Source organism: Amycolatopsis xylanica, from assembly GCF_900107045.1.
Lineage (GTDB): Bacteria > Actinomycetota > Actinomycetes > Mycobacteriales > Pseudonocardiaceae > Amycolatopsis > Amycolatopsis xylanica.
This window is the reverse complement of sequence record NZ_FNON01000014.1, coordinates 104,647-122,647: the sequence shown is the minus strand read 5'-3', so window position 1 is coordinate 122,647 and position 18,001 is coordinate 104,647. Positions and strand designations below refer to the sequence as shown.

The window sequence follows — 18,001 nt, the reverse complement described above, 5'->3', positions numbered from 1 at the left end:
CCGGATGTCTGGCAAGCTGCCGCCGCTCGTTGAGCCGGCCGCCGAGCTCACCAAGGAAGAGGTGGCTCGCTACAGCCGTCACCTGATCATTCCCGACGTCGGGGTGACCGGGCAGAAACGGCTGAAGAACGCGAAGGTCCTGGTCATCGGCGCGGGCGGGCTGGGCAGCCCGGCGCTGCTGTACCTGGCCGCCGCCGGTGTCGGCACGCTCGGCATCGTCGACTTCGACGAGGTCGACGAATCGAACCTGCACCGCCAGGTGATCCACGGCCAGTCCGACATCGGCAAGCTCAAGGCCGCTTCGGCGCAGGAGTCGATCGCCGAGGTCAACCCGTTCGTCAAGGTGTACCTGCACACCGACCGGCTCGACAGCTCGAACGCGCTGGAGATCTTCCGCGACTACGACCTGATCGTCGACGGCACCGACAACTTCGCCACCCGGTACCTGGTGAACGACGCCGCGGTGCTGCTGGGCAAGCCGTACGTGTGGGGCTCGATCTTCCGGTTCGAGGGCCAGGTCAGCGTGTTCTGGGAAGACGCGCCGAACGGCAAGGGCCTCAACTACCGCGACCTCTACCCCGAGCCGCCGCCGCCCGGCATGGTCCCGTCGTGCGCCGAGGGCGGCGTGCTGGGCGTGCTGTGCGCGTCGATCGGCTCGATCATGGTGAACGAGGCGATCAAGCTCATCACCGGCATCGGTGAGCCGCTGCTCGGGCGGCTGATCAGCTACGACGCGCTGGAGATGAAGTACCGCGAGGTCAAGATCCGCAAGGACCCGGAGACCCCGAAGATCACCGAGCTGATCGACTACGACGCGTTCTGCGGTGTGGTGTCCGACGAGGCGGCCAACGCCGCCGCGGGCAGCACGATCACGCCCGCCGAGCTCAAGGCCAAGTTCGACAACGGCGACAACTTCGCGCTGATCGACGTCCGTGAGCCGCACGAGTACGAGATCGTGAACATCAAGGGCGCGACGCTCATCCCGAAGGACCGGATCCTCTCGGGTGAGGCGTTCGCGGAGCTGCCGCAGGACAAGCCGATCGTGCTGCACTGCAAGTCGGGCGCGCGCTCGGCGGAGGCGCTGGCCGCGCTGCACAAGGCCGGGTTCAAGGACGCGACCCACCTCGGTGGTGGTGTGCTCGCCTGGGCCAGGCAGATCGACCAGAGCCTGCCGACGTACTGATCCTCTAGTTCTGTTCAGGGGAAGGTCGAACATGGCGTGTTCCGGGGCTGGCCGGTGTGGATTTCCTTGGCCGAGTTCGATGTGGGTGCGCTGTGAAGTGAGGGTGCCGTCGAGTGCGTAGTAAGCACTCGGGGGTCCCCTCGCTGCGTGATGAGGCTCGGATCAGGGGACTGTGTTTGCGCGAGTGGTACCTCTGCTGCGTCTAGCGGAGCAGAGGCACCACTCGCGCACGCTTTTTCAGGCTGGCGTGAGGGATCCCCTCACCCAGCCGCCCAGACCCGCCATGTTTGGCTTCCGCCCAAAAAATACAAGGGCACGTTTGAATTGTTGAACATTTCAAACGTGCCCTTGTCGTATGAGCCCCTTGTTGAATCAGTCCCTTGTTGGATCAGCCCTTTGTCGAATTAGGCCTTTGTCGAATCAGTCGCGGAAGTCGAGCTTGAGCTGCTTGGTCTTGTGCGGGATGAAGACGTCGTGGACCATCTCGGCGAACCGCTCGCCCGTCGACGCGGGCTTGTCGCGGCTCGCCGGAAGCCATACGCCGAGCACGATCAGCGCGACCGTGAGCACGGCGGCGCCCGCGCGGAACGCCCATGGCGTCGCGAGGATGCCCGCGACCAGCGGATAAGGCAGTCCGCACAGGATGATCGCCACCCACGGCAGGTGTTCGATGCCGGCGGCGTCGAAGGCGGCGAACACGAAGAACGTGCCCGCCAGTCCGACGAGGCCGACCACACAGGCCCACAGCAGACGGGTGCCGTGGTCTTCGGTCAGGCGCGACGCGGACTGGGTGGCCGAGCCGAGCCCGTATGCCGTGCCGACCAGCACGAAGGGCACCGGCGCCGCCAGCAGCGGTGTGCCGAAGAATCCGGCGAGCAACAGCAGCCAGCCCGCCGTCACGAGCACGAGGATGGCCGCTCCCCACAGTGAGGCCAGCTGGATCCAGCCGGCCCTGGTGATGTTCATGCGGGCATCTTGTCGGGCTCAGCGGGCCACGTACATCAGTAGGTTTACTCAAGTGTTCGACATTGATTCGCTGCGCCTGCTCAGTGCCGTCGCCAGGCTGGGGTCGTTCACGGCCGCGGCGGCCGAGCTGAACTACACGCAGTCGGCCGTTTCGCGCAGGCTCGCCGCGCTGGAGCAGTCGGCCGGGCTGCCGTTGTTCGAGCGGTTGCCGCGTGGCGTGCGGCTGACCGCCGCCGGCGAGCTGCTGTGCCGCCGTGCGGAAGAGGTGCTGGAACGGCTGGGCACCGCGGAAGCCGAGATGGCGGCCATTCGCGCCGGCAACGGGGGCGGGTTGCGCGTCGGATCGTTCCCGACGGCCAATGCCGTGCTGGTGCCCGCCGCACTCGGTCGTTTTCGCGCGGCGCGGCCCGAGGTCGAGATCTCGCTCAGCGAAGGCCGGAGCAAGGACCTGCTCGACGGGCTCGCGGCCGGGGACATCGATCTCGCGATCGTGAGCAGCGATCATCCGGTGGGACCGGCTTGGCGGCCATTGTTGAACGATCCGCTGCTGGTCGCGTTGCCCGCCGGGCATCCGATGGCCGATCGGGCGGAACTGAGTCTCGCGGAACTCGTCGACGAGCACTGGATCGGCGGCGTGCGCGAGGGATCGGCGCTCGCCACGGCCGCGGTCGAGATCGGGTTCCTGCCGAGGGCGGGGATCCGGGCGAACGAGTGGATGGCGAAGCTCGGCTTCGTGGCGGCCGGGCTCGGCGTGACGCTGGTGCCCGCGCTCGCGGCGGCGGCCGTGCCTACCGGGGTCGTGCTGCGCTCACTCGGAGCGACCGCGCCGTCGCGCCAGGTCTTCGTCGTTACACCCGATCTCGTGGCGCCCGCGGCCGGATTCTTCGAGCGGATCCTCCGTGAACAGGCAAGAAAGGTCGAAAAGGACGCAGGTTCGTTCTCTTTCGTGGAGCCGCCCGCGAGGTAACGTGTGTGGCCGTGGTCGTCAGGCATCAAAGTCCCCCTGAGCATGTCTGCTCGGCGTTCGGCGCTCATCCGGCCGAGCTGGAGCCGTTGCCGGGCGGGACGGTCTGGCGGTGTGGCGACATCGTGGTGAAACCCGTGGCCGACAAGAGCCGTGCCGTGTGGTCGGCGCGGGCGCTGGAGCAGATCGACGCGCCGGGCCTGCGGATCGCGCGGCCGGTGCGCGCGTCGGACGGACGCTGGATCGTCGCGGGCTGGGCCGCGAACAAGTACGTGCCCGGCACGCCCGAGCACCGCGCGGACGAGACCGTGCTCGCGGCCGTCAAACTGCATCAGGCGACGGCGCGGCTCTCGCGCCCGTCCTTCCTGGCTACGCGTGACGACCCCGAGGGCATCGCCGACCGGGTCGCGTGGGGCGAGCTGGAAGTGCCGCTGGAAGAGACCAGGGGTGGCCGCTGGTTCGAAGTGCTCGCCGGCGCGCGCCGTCCGGTCAAGCTGCCGGACCAAGTGGTCCACGGGGATCTGCTCGCCAGCGTCGTCTACTCGGGCAAGGCGGCGCCCGGAATCGTGGATTTCGTCCCTTATTACCGGCCTGCCGAGTGGGGTGCGGCCGTGGTCGCCGTCGACGCGATCGCGTGGGGCGGCGCCGACATCCAGTTGTTGCATCGCTGGGCGCATCTGCCCGAATGGCCACAGCTGCTGTTGCGGGCGATCTTGTTCCGGCTCGCCGCGCACGCGTTGAACCCCAGGTCGACACGTGCGGCGCTGGACGGACTGCGTGCGGCGGCGCGTGAGGTCAGCGAACTCGTGTGACATCCGGCACGCTGTTTCTCACGATGTGAGGCTCTCCGGCGGCAGGCAATGTCAACTCCCTGAAACATAAGGGCATTTCCAGGTAACACGCGCTGCTTAGCGTCACGCCCGTGACCACGACCGCCCCGCCCACCACCTCGGTGGATACGCACTGCCCATACTGCGCGCTGCAGTGCGGGATGAGTTTGCGCGGTGGCGACGTCCAGCCCCGCCAATTCCCGACCAACGCGGGCGGGCTGTGCCAGAAGGGCTGGACTTCCGGGGCGCTCCTGAACTCACCGGCCAGGTTGACCACACCGCTCGTGCGGGTGGACGGCGAGCTGGTGCCCTCGAGCTGGGACGACGCGCTCGGCCTGATCGCGCGCAGGCTCACCCGGCTTCGGGAAACGTCCGGCGCGGATTCGGTGGCCGTGTTCGGCGGCGGCGGGCTGACCAACGAGAAGTCCTACCTGCTGGGGAAATTCGCCAGGGTCGCGCTCGGCACCTCGCAGATCGACTACAACGGCCGGTTCTGCATGTCCTCGGCCGCGGCGGCGGGCACCCGGGCGTTCGGGCTCGATCGCGGAATGCCGTTCCCTGTCACGGATCTCGCCGAAGCCGACGCCGTGCTGCTCATCGGCGCGAACCCGGCCGAGACGATGCCGCCGTTCGTCCAGCACCTGCGCGGCGGCGAGCTCATCGTCGTCGACCCGCGCCGCACGCCGACCGCCGAGCTGGCGGGCCTGCACCTGGCACCGGCTCCTGGCACGGATCTCGCGCTGGCGTTGGGAATCCTGCACGCGGTCGTCGCGGATGGCCATCTGGACCAATCCTATGTGGACTCACGGACCTCGGGTTTCGAAGACATGTGGCGGGTCGTCGCGCGGTGGTGGCCGGAACGGGCCGAACGCGTCACCGGGGTGTCCGCGACCGACCAGCGCCGGGTCGCCGCCCGGCTCGCGGCCGCACGCAACGCGTACATCCTCACCGCACGGGGTACCGAACAGCACGCGCGCGGCGCCGACATGGTCACCGCGTGGATCAATCTGGCACTGGCATTGGGCCTGCCGGGCCGAAAGGGTTCCGGCTTCGGCTGCATCACCGGCCAGGGCAACGGCCAAGGCGGGCGTGAGCACGGCCAGAAGGCCGATCAGCTGCCCGGCTACCGCAAGATCGACGACCCGGCCGCGCGCGACCACGTCGCCGGTGTGTGGGGTGTGCCCGCGGATTCGCTGCCGGGCCCCGGCCGGTCGGCCTATGAGCTTCTCGACGCGCTGGGTACCGAAAGCGGACCCCAGGCGCTGATGGTCTTCGGCAGCAACCTGGTCGTGTCCGCGCCGCGTGCCGCGCACGTCGCCGACCGGCTCGCTTCACTGGATCTGCTCGTCGTCGCGGACCTCGTGCTGTCGGAGACGGCAGCGCTCGCCGACGTCGTGCTCCCGGTGACCCAGTGGGCCGAAGAAGACGGCACGATGACCAATCTCGAAGGCCGTGTGCTGCTGCGCAAGCGTGCCGTCACCCCGCCGGCGGGCGTGCGCACGGACCTCGACGTGATCGCGGGGCTCGCCAAGCTGCTCGGGCAGCCCGACGGCCGGTTTCCCACGGACGCCGAGACGGTGTTCACCGAGCTCCGCGAGGCTTCGCGGGGTGGCCTCGCGGATTACTCCGGGGTCAGCTACGAGCGCCTGCGTGCCGGCGAGGCGTTGTACTGGCCCGTGCCGGACGTCGGGCATCCTGGCACGCCCCGGATGTTCCTCGACCGGTTCGCGCACGCCGACGGGCTCGCGCGGTTCGTCGCCGTCGACCACTCCGGCCCGGCCGAGCGGACCGACGACGAGTTTCCCCTGCAGGCCACGACCGGCCGTGTGCTGCAGCACTACCAATCCGGTGCGCAGACCCGCCTGGTCGACGAGCTGACCAGGGCCGTGCCCGAGGTGTTCGTCGAAGTGCACCCGGACACCGCCGCGCGGGCCGGGCTCGTCGAGGGGGAGTGGGCGCTGGTGAAGTCGCGGCGCGGCGAGACGCGCGCTCGGGTGCGCGCGGTCGCTTCGATGCGGCCGGATGTGGTGTTCCTGCCGTTCCACTTCCCCGGCGCGCAGCGGGCGAACCTGATCACCAACCCGGCACTCGATCCGATCAGCCGGATGCCCGAGTTCAAGGTGTGCGCGGTTTCCCTGTCCCGTGACGAGGAGGATCCGGCATGAGTCCACGCAAGGTCGTCATTCTCGGCTACGGCATGGCGGGTGCGCGGCTGGCCGACGAGATCCGCCGCCGCGATCCCGAAGGCACGCGGGTCACGCTGACCGTGCTCGGTGAGGAACCGCACCACGCGTACAACCGGGTGCTGCTTTCGGCGGTCGTCGCCGGGACGATGCGCCCGGAAACCGTTCGCCTGCACGACGAAGGCTGGGCTGGCAAGACCGGTGTCGACCTCCGTGTCGGCACCCGCGTGACGAGCATCGACCGCACCGCGCGCCACGTCGTGCTCGCCGACGATTCCACGGTGGACTACGACGTGCTCGTGCTGGCGACGGGCAGCAGGCCGTGGCTGCCGCCGGTCGAGGGCCTGGAACTCGGCAAGGACGTCGTCGCGTTCCGCACGCTCGACGACTGCGACCGCATCCTCGAGGCGGCCAAGTTCGGCGCACCCGTGGCCGTGCTCGGTGGCGGCCTGCTCGGCCTCGAAGCCGCTCGAGGGCTCGCCGGCCGGGGCAACTTCGTCACGGTCGTGCATCCGCTGCCGACGATCATGGAACGCCAGCTCGACACCGGTGCGAGCCAGGTTCTGGTGCGCTCGCTGGAAAAGCTCGGCATCGACTTCCGGCTCGGCGCCGGCGCGGCCCGGTATCTGCCCGGCGACGGGTTGAAACTCGATGACGGCAGCCACGTCCCGGCTGATCTGGTCGTGGTCTCCGCCGGTGTCCGCGCGGACACCACGCTGGCCGTCGAGGCCGGGCTTCAGGTCGACCGTGGCGTGCTGGTCGACGACGCGCTGCGCACCAGTGACGGACGGATCCACGCGATCGGTGACTGCGCGCAGCACCCCGGCACGATCTCGGGACTGGTACAGCCCGCGTGGGAGCAGGCCGAAACGCTGGCCGATCTGCTGACCGGCACCGACATGCGTGCTCGCTACCGCGGCACTTCGGTCGTGACCCGCTTGAAAGCGCGGGACATCGACCTCGCGTCGCTCGGTGACGTCGGCGCCGAAGTCAGTGACCAGACCTCCGAGGTGCTCTGCTTCGCCGATCCCTCGGGCGGGCGGTACGCGAAACTCGTGGTGCGTAAGGACAAGGTGGCCGGCGCGATCATGCTCGGCATCCCCGACGCGGCCGCGAGCATCACCCAGCTCTACGACCGGGGCACCCCGGTTCCGGCCGATCGGCTCAGCGTCCTTTTGGGACGAGCATTGCCCGGTGTCTCGACGCCCGCGTCGAGCCCGGCCGACCTGCCGGCGGCGGCCGTGGTGTGCCGCTGCAACACGGTGACCAAGGGCAGGCTCGTCGAGGCGTGGAAGTCCGGCGCCTGTTCGGTCGCCGAGCTGGCGACCGCGACGCGGGCGACCACCGGCTGCGGTGGCTGCGGCGACGCGGTCCGTGGCATCGCCGAGTGGCTCGGCGCCCAATGAGTTTCGCCCAGTGAGTTTCCCGGTGACGACGAAGGAGAGTGGAATGGGCAGCAGGACCGGCTCGCACTGGATCGAGCACTGGGAACCAGAGAACGAGGAATTCTGGGAGTCCACCGGCAAGAAGGTGGCCAGCCGGAACCTCTGGTTCTCCATCCTGGCGGAGCACATCGGCTTCTCGGTGTGGACACTGTGGTCGGTCATGGTCCTGTTCATGGGCAAGGACTACGGGTTCAGCGCCGCCGACAAGTTCCTGCTGGTGTCGACGCCGACCGCGGTCGGCGCGCTGATGCGGCTGCCGTACACCTTCGCGGTCGCGCGGTTCGGCGGTCGCAATTGGACGGTCATCAGCGCGGTTTTGCTGCTCATTCCAACTATTCTCGCGGCGATCGTGCTGGAACCCGGCGTCTCGCTGGGCACGCTGATGATCGTCGCCGCGCTCGGCGGTGTCGGCGGCGGCAACTTCGCGTCGTCGATGACGAACATCAACACCTTCTTCCCCGAGAAGCGCAAGGGCTGGGCACTCGGCCTCAACGCGGGCGGCGGCAACCTCGGCGTGGCCGCGGTCCAGCTGGTCGGCCTGCTGGTGATCGGCACCGCCGGCGCCGCGCAGCCCCGGCTGGTGCTCTACATCTACATCCCGCTCGTGGTGATCGCGGCCGTCTTCGCGTGGCTGTACATGGACAACCTGGCGACCGTGCGCGGTGACACGAAGGCCATGCGCGAAGTGATCAAGGACCCGCACTCGCTGGTGATGTCGTTCCTCTACATCGGCACCTTCGGCTCGTTCATCGGCTACAGCTTCGCGTTCGGCCTGGTGCTGCAGAACCAGTTCGGCCGCACGCCGCTGCAGGCGGTCGCGGTGACGTTCCTCGGGCCGCTGCTGGGCTCGCTGTCCCGCCCGATCGGCGGCTGGCTGTCCGACCGGTTCGGCGGCGGCAAGGTCACCTTCGGCACCTTCGCGCTGATGGGCTCGGCGACGGTCGTGCTGATCATCGCTTCGAACGCCAAGTCGCTGGCGCTGTTCACGATCGCGTTCATCGTCCTTTTCGTACTGACGGGCATCGGCAACGGCTCGACGTACAAGATGATCCCGGCCATCTTCCGTGCCAAGGCGAAGGTCGCGATCGAGGCAGGCGCCGACGAGACCACGGAACTTCTCAAGGCGCGCAAGCTGTCCGGCGCGCTCATCGGACTCGCCGGCGCGGTCGGCGCGCTGGGTGGGTTGTTCATCAACCTGGCGTTCCGTGAATCGTTCGCGGCCGCCAAAAGTGGGGTACCCGCGTTCATCGGCTTCCTGGCCTTCTACGGGGTCTGTTTCGTGGTGACCTGGGCGGTCTACCTCCGCAAGCAGCCCGCGACCGTCACGAGCACACGGGGACTGGCACTCGCCGGAGCGGAGGTCTAGATGCGGACGCTGGTGGTCGCGGGACATGGCATGGTCGCGCACCGGCTCGTCGAAGCGGTGCGCGCGGACGACCTGGCCGGTGCTTGGCGGGTGGTCGTGCTGGGCGAGGAACGGCGCCCCGCCTACGACCGGGTCGCCCTGACGTCCTATGTGGACGGCTGGGACGCGGCCAAGCTCGCGATGCCCGGCGCAGGCTACGAGGGCGACGAGCGCGTCGAACTCCGGCTCGGCGACCCGGTGGCCCGGGTCGACCGTGAGCGTAAGACGGTCGTCACCGCGGCCGGGTTCGAGCAGCGGTACGACGCGCTGGTGCTGGCGACCGGCTCGCGGCCGTTCGTGCCGCCGGTCAAGGGTCACGATCTGCCCGGCGTGTTCGTCTACCGGACCATCGAGGACCTCGACGCGATCCGGGAACGGGCCGCCCGTCCCGGGCGCGGTCGCCGCGCCGCGATGGTCGTCGGCGGTGGCCTGCTCGGCTTGGAGGCGGCGAAGGCGTTGCGGGACATGGGCTTGTCGCCGCACGTGGTCGAGATGGGACCGCGCCTGATGCCGCTGCAGGTCGACGAGGGTGGTGGCGCGCTGTTGCGGCGGCTGATCACCGGGCTCGACGTGACCGTCCACACGGGAACGTCGACCGACGCGATCGAGGCCGACGGCGACCGCCTGTTCGCCAGGCTGGGCAACGGCACCGAGCTGGACCTCGACCTCGTGGTGTTCTCCGCCGGTATCCGACCGCGTGACGACCTAGCGCGTGAGTCCGGTTTGGACGTCGGCCAGCGCGGCGGCATCCTCGTCGACCGGAGCTGCCGCACGAGCGACGAAAACATCTACGCCATCGGCGAATGCGCGGCCGTCGAAGGCAAGGTCTACGGCATCGTTGCGCCCGGGTACGCGATGGCCGAGGTGGTCGCCGCGCAGCTCACCGGCCGTGAGGCGACCTTCCCCGACCCGGACACCTCCACCAAGCTGAAGCTGATGGGCGTCGACGTGGCGAGCTTCGGCGACGCGCACGCGGTGACCGAGGGTGCGCTCGAGGTCGTCGTCAACGACGCGGTCGGCGGGACCTACAAGAAGCTCGTGGTCTCCGACGACACCAAGACGCTGCTCGGCGGCGTGCTGGTCGGCGACGCGAGCGAGTACAACACCTTGCGCGCGCTCGTCGGTGAGCGGCTGCCCGCCGACCCGGCTTCGATCATCTCGAACGCACCGTCCTCGGGTTCGGCGATCGGCGTCGACGCGCTGCCGGACGCGGCGCAGATCTGTTCCTGCAACGCGGTGACCAAGGGCGCGATCACGCACGCGATCGGCGAGGGCTGCGACTCGGTCGCCAAGGTCAAGGCGTGCACCAGGGCGGGTACCGCGTGCGGGTCGTGCGTGCCGCTGCTGGGCAAGCTGCTGACCGCGTGCGGTGTCGAGCAGTCGAAGGCGCTGTGCGAGCACTTCACGCAGTCGCGCGCCGAGCTGTTCGAGATCGTGCGCGCGACCAGGATCGACCGGTTCAGTGAGCTGATCCGCAAGCATGGCAAGGGTGACGGCTGCGCGATCTGCAAGCCCGCGGTGGCGTCGATCCTCGCGTCGCTGGGCAACGGGCACATCCTCGGCGGCGAGCAGGCCGGATTGCAGGACACCAACGACCGGTACCTGGCGAACATGCAGCGCAACGGCACGTACTCGGTGGTGCCGCGGATCCCGGGCGGCGAGATCACGCCGGAGAAGCTGATCGTGATCGGTGAGGTCGCGCGTGATTTCGGGCTGTACACGAAGATCACCGGCGGCCAGCGGATCGACCTGTTCGGCGCGACCGTCGACCAGCTCCCGCGGATCTGGCGGCGGCTGGTGGACGCCGGGTTCGAATCCGGCCACGCGTATGGGAAAGCGTTGCGCACGGTCAAATCCTGTGTCGGGTCCACGTGGTGCCGGTATGGCGTGCAGGACAGCGTCGGGCTGGCGATCGAGCTGGAGCTGCGGTACCGCGGCCTGCGGTCGCCGCACAAGCTCAAGTCCGCGGTCTCGGGCTGTGCGCGTGAATGCGCGGAGGCTCGCAGCAAGGACTTCGGCGTGATCGCCACCGAGAAGGGCTGGAACCTTTACGTGGGCGGCAACGGTGGCACCACGCCGAGGCACGCCGACCTCATTGTGTCTGATGTGGACAGTGAGACGCTCATTCGGACGATCGACCGGTTCCTGATGTTCTACATCCGCACGGCCGACCGGCTGCAGCGCACGGCGCCGTGGATCGAGGAGCTGGAAGGCGGGCTCGACCACCTGCGCGCGGTGATCGTCGACGACAGCCTGGGCATTTGCGCGGAGCTGGACGCGGCGATGGCCGAGCACGTCGGCACTTACGCCGACGAGTGGCGCGGTGTGCTCGAAGACCCCGAGAAGCTGGCCAGGTTCAGCTCGTTCGTCAACGCGCCCGGTGTGCCGGACCCGAGCATCTCGTTCCGCACCGAGCGGGAGCAGAAGGTGCCGGTCATGCTGGGGATTCCCGAGGTGGTGGGACGATGACCGCGTCCGCGGAGCGATCGTGGGTCGCCGTGTGCCCGGTGGGCGAGGTGCCCACCGGCGCCGGCGTCGCCGCGCTGCTGGCCGACGGCGCGCAGGTGGCGATCTTCCGTACCGGCAAGGAGTTCTTCGGACTGTCCAATGTGGATCCGTTCAGCGGCGCGGCCGTGCTGTCACGCGGGATCGTGGGCGACAGTTCCGGCGTCCCCGTGGTCGCGTCGCCGATCTACAAGCAGCGGTTCGACCTCGTGACCGGGCGTTGCCTCGACGAGGACGGCGTGTCCGTGCGGACCTATCCCGTGCGCGTCGTCAACGGTGTGGTGCACGTGGGGTCGCCATGACCGAGGTGCTGCCACTGGCCGGGTTCTCGGTCGGCATCACCGCGGCGCGCCGGGCTGACGAGCTCGGCGCGCTGCTGGTGCGCAAGGGTGCGACCGTCCGTTATGGACCGGCGATCCGGATCGTGCCGCTGTCGGACGACACCGAGCTGCACGCCGCGACCGCACGCCTGCTCGATGAGCGGCTCGACGCCGTGGTCGCGACGACCGGCATCGGGTTCCGCGGCTGGATCGAGGCGGCGGAAGGCTGGGGCATCGGCGAGGCGCTGCTCGACCGGCTCGGCAAGGCGTCGGTGCTCGCGCGGGGCCCCAAGGCCAAGGGGGCCATCCGCGCGGCCGGGCTGTCCGAGGACTACTCGCCCGCGTCAGAGAGCAACGCCGAGCTGCTGCAGCATCTGCTCGCGTCCGGTGTGGACGGTCAGCGCATCGCGGTCCAGCTGCACGGGGAACCGTTGCGGTACTTCGTGGACTCGCTGCGTGACGCGGGCGCCGAGGTGATCGAGATCCCGGTCTACCGCTGGGTCGGGCCCGCCGATCCCGGGCCGCTGGACAAGCTGCTCGACGGGGTGCTCGACGGTTCGATCGACGCGATGCCGTTCACCAGCGCGCCCGCCGCGGCGAGCATGCTGGCCTTCGCGAAGCGGACCGCGCGGCTGCCGGGCGTGGTCGACGCGCTGACCCGGCGGATCGTCGTCGCCTGCGTCGGCCCGATCACCGCCGCTCCGCTGGCGGCACTGGGCATTCCGACCGTTCAGCCGGAGCGCGCGAGGATCGGCGCGCTGGCTCGGACGGTTTCGCAAGCCTTGGAAGCCCGGTCGCCGCGGCTGCGTGTCGCGGGCCGGTGTATCGAGCTGCGCGGTCAAGCGGCCATTGTGGACGGTCAGTGGTGTGATGTGGCGCCAGCTCCGATGGCGTTGCTGCGGGTGCTCGCCGCCGAGCCGGGCCGGGTCATCTCCCGGCGTGAGCTGACCTCGGCGCTGCCGTCCGGCGGCGAGGAACACGCGGTCGAGACGGCCATCGGGCGGCTCAGGACTTCGCTGGGAGAGGGGAAAGTGGTGCAGACCGTGGTGAAGCGGGGTTACCGGCTGGCCGTCGAGGGGGCGCGATGATCGTCCTCGCCGCGCACGGCACGCGCGATCCGGCCGGTGCCGAGATGACCGAACGGCTCGCCGCCCGCGTGCGCGCGCACGGCGTCGAGGTGCGGGTGGCGTACGCCGACGTGCGAGCCCCCGACGTGACGGCCGTGCTGCGCGAGGTGCGCGGGCCCGCCGTGGTCGTGCCGGCGTTCCTCGCGGCCGGGTATCACGTGCGGACCGATGTGCCCGCCCAGGTCGAGGCGAGCGGGCATCCGGAGGTGACCGTCGCGCGGTCGTTCGGGCCCGCGCCGGAGCTGATCGAGGTACTGCGTGCCCGGCTGCTCGAAGCCGGGTACGAGCCAGGCGACGCGGTCGTGCTCGCCGCGGCGGGCTCCAGCGATCCGCGTGCGCTCGCCGACGTCGACGCGGCCGCGCACGCGTTGGCCGTGCGGCTCGGTGTGCCGGTTCGAGTCGGGTTCGCCGCGACGGCGTCGCCGTCAGTGGCCGAAGTCGTCGCCGGACTGCCCGGTCGCGTCGCGGTGGCTTCGTGGTTGCTGGCGCCCGGGTTGTTCCAGCGTCGCGTCGCCGAATCCGGCGCGGCGGTGATCGCCGAGCCGCTGGGCGACCATGAACTGATCGCGGATGTGGTCCTGCGGCGGTATCACTCGGTCCGGCAGGCTCAGGTCGCCTAGGCCGAACGGCGCAACTTCCGATCGAGAGGCAACCAATTACAGGCCCCAGGCCTATATATCGGTGCCTACTCACCATCGGAGGAGCCAGTGCGAAAACTTTTGTCCCTGCTCACCGTGGGGATCGCCGTGGTCGCGGCCTCGACGGCGATCGCGGATCCCGGCGAGGCCTCGGACACGGTCCTGCTGCCGACCGGTGACGAGGTCGTCCTCCGCACGGCGCCAGACGGCAGGGAACTCGTCGAGGTGCGGCCCGCGGCCGCCAAGGGGGTCGCCGCCACGCTCGTCCACCTGCGGCTCGGGGGCAGGGCGTTCGAGGTGCCCGCGACCGCGCTGCCGTATCTCGGCCGCGGCCTGAACCTCGCCGACTTCGACATCCACGCGCGGCCCAAGGTGACCGATGGCCAGGCCGCCAAGGAGTTCGGCAAGGCGCTCGCGAAGCAGTACGCCGAGGACCGCGCGCGTGGGAGCTTCGGCGGGCAGGGCCTGTTCGCAGGCAAGGCGCCGAAACGCGTCGCGGTCAGGTCTCCGATGCGAACGGTCTCCCTCGACGCGCAGGGGCCCGACGGCAAGCCCGCGAACGAGGGTGTCGCGTTCCTCTACAACGTCGACAACGCCGGGCTGCTCGACTTCGACGAGCAGGTCAACTACTTCGAGGGCGGCACCGCGAAGTTCAGCGCGCCTGACGGGCACTACAGCGCCTTGGGCCTGTTCATCAGCACTGACGCCGACAACAACGTCACCGGCGTCCGATTCGTGAGCCATCCCGAATTCGCCGTCGATGCCGATACGACCGTTCGCGTCGACGCGCCGCGCGCGACCAGCAAGGTCGACTGGGTGACACCGCGGCCGTCGCTGCTGGCCGACAACGGGTTCTACCTCCGCCGGGCCGCGAAGGTCGGCACGAGCCAGGTCGTCGACGTGAGCGCGGGGCCGGCGCCGATCTGGGTCGCGCCGAGCGCGCGGCCCGTGCGCGTCGGGGAGCTCCAGACGTATCCGCACACCCGGTTGATCTCCGCGCCCGCGCCTGGTGTGCCGTACGAGTATCAGCTGCAGAAGGCCGCCATCGGGGTCATTCCGCAGCAGCGATACGTGGTCAAGGCGAGTGAACTCGCGACCGTGAATGCCGCTTACTACTCGGAATTCGGCCTGACCGGGATCCGGCAGCGCGCCGGGATGTACTCGTTCCAGGAGAGCGGCAGCGGGGGCAGCCACCCGATCACGCTGCCGAGGAAACAGACCGAATACGTTTCGACGGGGACCGATCTCGGCTGGTTCGGCGGGCTCGCCAAGTACAGCGTGACCGGCGCCGGCGGATTCGAGGCCTGGTACGGCGGGCAGCGCGAGTCCTGGCACCACTACCGCGCCGGGCAGACGCTGACCGAGGACTGGAACAAGTTCCCGTTGCACCCGGCGGGCGCGTTCAGCCTGGTCGACGACAGCTCGAACTTCACGGTCGCGCCGGTGACCAGGGACGGCGACCTGCTCCGGCTCGCGCTCACGCCGTTCAGCGACAACCAGCCCGGGCACACCGGGATGGGCTTCCACGGCGAGTCCCGCGATGGGATCGGCGGGTCGTACCGGCTGACGCGCGACGGCACGACGATCGTCGAAGGGAACGCCGCGCGCGGCTCCGATCTGCGGCTCGAACAGAATCTCGATCCCACGCCGTCGACACTCAAGTTCGAACTCGATGCCTATCGATTTGGCCCGAACTACGCGCTTTCCACGGAGACCCGTACCGAATGGACGTGGCCGTCGAAGCACGTCGAGGGCGCGACGCTGCCCGGGTCGCTCGTCTGCACCTTCCCGAAGGGGCAGCCGCCGAGCCGCGCGTGCGCGGCGGAACCGTTGCTGACGCTGGGGTACGCGGTCGGCGGGCTCGGTGTCGGCGGCCGGGCGCAGAACGGTCCGCAGAGCCTCGAGCTGACCGTCGGGCACCTGCAGTCGGCCGCGGCGAGCCCGATCACGGGCGCGACCGTCCAGTTCTCGCTCGACGACGGGGCGACCTGGCAGGACGCGACGACCACCGCGCGCGGCGACGGCAGGTTCACCGCGGCCTTCGCGGCGTCGTTCCCCGGCTTCGACGGCGGTTACGTATCGCTGAAGGTGATCGCTTCCGACGCGGCCGGTGCGGCGATCGCGGAGACGATCACGCGCGCTTACAAGGTGCTGTCCTAGCGGCCGTCCGGAACGGTCTGGGCCGAACGGGCCAATTCTCGTTGTCAAGCAACGCTCTTAGTGCGCCAAACGTGAGTCTTGTTGCTGACTCACACTGGGAGGTTTGAGTGCGTAAGCAGTTGTCCGTTCTTTCCGTGATCATCGCGGGTGCCGCCATGTGCGTGGCGCAGCCCGCGGTCGCTCAATCCGACATACCGACCTCGGACACCGTCCTGCTGGTCACCGGCGACCGGGTGGTGATCCACACCGCGCCGGACGGGACCGAGTTCACCGAGGTCAGACCGGTGGCCGAGCGGGGCATCGCCCGCTCGTTCGTGCATCTCAAGCTCGGCGGGAAGTCGTTCGAGATCCCGGCGACCGCGTTGCCGTATCTCGGGAACGGCCTGGACATGAAGCTGTTCGACGTCCACGCGCTGGCCAAGGCCGAGCGAGACGGGCGCGTGCCGGTCGAAGGCCGGGCGAGCATGGACGCCGACGCGGCCAAGGCGTTCGGCACCGCGCTGGCCAAGCAATACGCCGAAGACAAGGCACGCGGCAGTTTCGGCGGGCAAGGCCTGTTCGCGGCGGGCGCGCTGCGCCTGCCTGGTGCGGCGGAGCCCAAGGCGAAGCCGGCTTCGGTGATGCGGACGCTCACGTTCGCCGCGAACGGTCCGGATGGCAAGCCCGCGAACGGCACTTCGGTGTTCCTCTACAACGTCGACAACGCCGATCTGCTCGACTACAACGAAGAGCGCGGCCGTTTCGAGAACGGCGAAGTGCGGTTCAGCGTGCCCGAAGGCCACTACAGCGCGCTGGCGATCCACTTCACCAGCGACCCTGAGAACAACGAAACCGGGGACTACGTCGTCGCCCAGCCCGAGTTCACCGTCGCCAGGGACCTGACCGTCCGGATGGACGCGTCGAAGGCGACCAGCAAGGTCGAATGGGTGACGCCCCGGCCGTCGCTGCTGTCCAACAACGGCTTCTTCTACCGGCGCGCGGCGAAGATCGGCCCAGGCTCGTCGTTGGGCATGGACACCTCGCCGGGCGTCCCGGTGTGGGTCTCGCCCTCGCTGAAGCCGGTCAAGATCGGCGAGCTGCAGAGCTACGCGCAGACCAGGCTCGTCTCGCCGCCGGGTCCCGCGTACGAGTACTACCTGATGAAACCGACGCACGGGTACATCCCGCAGCAGCGTTATGTCGTCACGGACAAGGACTTCACGACCGTCAAGGCCACGTATTACTCGGACTACCAGACGGTCGGCCTGCGGCTGCGCGCGCCGACGTTCGCCTTCCAGAAGGAGGGCGGTGGCGGGCCGACCCAGACGATCGTGCTCCCGGCCAGGCAGACCGAATACGTCTCGGCGGCGCCCGATCTGCGCTGGTTCGGCTTTCTCGCCAAGTACCAGGAATCGTCGGGCGGCTATCCGAATGAGCGCGGCATCGTGGATGAGCGGAGCCATTACTACACCGCGGGTCAAACGGTCACCGAGGACTGGAACAAGTACCCATTGCATCCGACCGGCGCGGCCAGTCTCGTCGCGCCCGATGACAGCTCGGTGCGAACGGTCCCGCCCGCGCTGCGCAAGGGCGACCAGCTGAAGGTCGACATCATCCCGTTCGGCGACAACCAGCTCGGGCACACCGGCTCCGGCTTCTTCGGCGAGCCGCGGGACACCATCACGGGCAAGTACGTGCTGACTCAGGACGGCGCGACGATCGCCGAAGGTGGCCCGGGGAGTTCGGCGGGTGTGACGATCGATCAGGCCGTGGACCCGAAGCCGTCGACGTTCAAGCTCAGCCTCGACGCGAGCCGCACCGGGCCGATGTACCGGCTCTCCACGGCCTCGCACACCGAATGGACGTGGAAGTCGCAGCACGTCGACGGCGCGACGCTGCCTGGCGCGTTCGTCTGCGCCCGAGGCACGCAGGACCGGGCATGCGCGGTGGAACCGTTGCTGACGCTGGGCTATTCGGTCGGGGAGCTGACCCCGAGCGGATTCACCTTCGGCGGACCGCAATACGTCGACCTCACGGTCGGGCATCTGCAGCAGGCCGCCGCGAGCCCGATCACGGACGTGACCGCACAGTTCTCCCTCGACGACGGGGCGACCTGGGCGGACGCGGCCACGACCGGGCAGGGCGACGGGAAGTTCCGCGCCGCTTTCACCGCGAGTTTCCCGGGCTTCGCGGGCGGGTTCGTCACGCTCCGGGTGACCGCGCGGGACGCGGCGGGCGGCGCCATCACCGAAACGATCACGCGCGCGTTCCAGGTCGTGCGCTGAAACCAGGGGGA

13 protein-coding genes are annotated in these 18,001 nt (G+C 69.4%); 12 read left to right on the top strand and 1 reads right to left on the bottom strand.

All coding sequences use genetic code 11. The annotated features are described in order from the left end of the window. Positions 1-4 precede the first annotated feature (4 nt). Positions 5-1,183, top strand: coding sequence for an adenylyltransferase/sulfurtransferase MoeZ (gene moeZ, locus BLV57_RS40320; protein ID WP_091299383.1), 1,179 nt, complete (start codon positions 5-7; stop codon positions 1,181-1,183). 420 nt (positions 1,184-1,603) lie between these two features. Here the strand turns inward: moeZ and BLV57_RS40315 are convergent, their stop codons facing one another. Continuing rightward, the gene (locus BLV57_RS40315) at positions 1,604-2,149 is read right to left on the bottom strand and encodes a hypothetical protein (RefSeq protein ID WP_091299381.1); all 546 of its coding nucleotides are present in this window, start codon (positions 2,147-2,149) and stop codon (positions 1,604-1,606) included. A 52-nt stretch (positions 2,150-2,201) separates the two neighbouring features. Between BLV57_RS40315 and BLV57_RS40310 the strand changes: the two genes are divergently transcribed. The 11 genes from BLV57_RS40310 (at position 2,202) to BLV57_RS40260 (ending at position 17,990) form a co-directional block, all read left to right on the top strand. Further along, positions 2,202-3,116: a LysR family transcriptional regulator gene (locus BLV57_RS40310; RefSeq protein ID WP_218134991.1), complete on the top strand. Its 915-nt coding sequence runs from the start codon at positions 2,202-2,204 to the stop codon at positions 3,114-3,116. 11 nt (positions 3,117-3,127) lie between these two features. Beyond that, a complete protein-coding gene (locus tag BLV57_RS40305) occupies positions 3,128-3,925 on the top strand; it encodes a TIGR02569 family protein (RefSeq protein ID WP_091299498.1) in 798 nt (265 codons plus the stop codon). A 110-nt stretch (positions 3,926-4,035) separates the two neighbouring features. Next, positions 4,036-6,108 (top strand): molybdopterin oxidoreductase family protein, encoded by a 2,073-nt coding sequence (locus tag BLV57_RS40300; protein WP_342741238.1) that lies wholly within the window; start codon positions 4,036-4,038, stop codon positions 6,106-6,108. After that, a complete protein-coding gene (locus BLV57_RS40295) occupies positions 6,105-7,532 on the top strand; it encodes an FAD-dependent oxidoreductase (RefSeq protein ID WP_091299376.1) in 1,428 nt (475 codons plus the stop codon). Before BLV57_RS40300 ends, BLV57_RS40295 begins: the two co-directional genes overlap by 4 nt. Positions 7,533-7,575: 43 nt before the next feature. Next, complete coding sequence (locus BLV57_RS40290; RefSeq protein ID WP_091299374.1) at positions 7,576-8,937, top strand: MFS transporter; 1,362 nt, start codon at positions 7,576-7,578, stop codon at positions 8,935-8,937. Further along, the gene (gene nirB / locus BLV57_RS40285) at positions 8,938-11,445 is read left to right on the top strand and encodes a nitrite reductase large subunit NirB (protein WP_091299372.1); all 2,508 of its coding nucleotides are present in this window, start codon (positions 8,938-8,940) and stop codon (positions 11,443-11,445) included. It begins immediately after the preceding gene. Continuing rightward, the gene (gene nirD / locus BLV57_RS40280; RefSeq protein ID WP_091299370.1) at positions 11,442-11,783 is read left to right on the top strand and encodes a nitrite reductase small subunit NirD; all 342 of its coding nucleotides are present in this window, start codon (positions 11,442-11,444) and stop codon (positions 11,781-11,783) included. The genes nirB and nirD overlap by 4 nt, the downstream gene beginning before the upstream one ends. Then, a complete protein-coding gene (locus tag BLV57_RS40275; RefSeq protein ID WP_091299367.1) occupies positions 11,780-12,889 on the top strand; it encodes a uroporphyrinogen-III synthase in 1,110 nt (369 codons plus the stop codon). The genes nirD and BLV57_RS40275 overlap by 4 nt, the downstream gene beginning before the upstream one ends. Further along, entirely contained in the window at positions 12,886-13,548 is a 663-nt protein-coding gene (locus tag BLV57_RS40270; RefSeq protein ID WP_091299365.1) for a sirohydrochlorin chelatase, read from the top strand. The genes BLV57_RS40275 and BLV57_RS40270 overlap by 4 nt, the downstream gene beginning before the upstream one ends. A gap of 87 nt (positions 13,549-13,635) precedes the next feature. Beyond that, complete coding sequence (locus tag BLV57_RS40265; protein WP_091299362.1) at positions 13,636-15,726, top strand: hypothetical protein; 2,091 nt, start codon at positions 13,636-13,638, stop codon at positions 15,724-15,726. Positions 15,727-15,833: 107 nt separating this feature from the next. Beyond that, positions 15,834-17,990: a hypothetical protein gene (locus BLV57_RS40260; protein WP_245757721.1), complete on the top strand. Its 2,157-nt coding sequence runs from the start codon at positions 15,834-15,836 to the stop codon at positions 17,988-17,990. Positions 17,991-18,001: the final 11 nt, after the last annotated feature.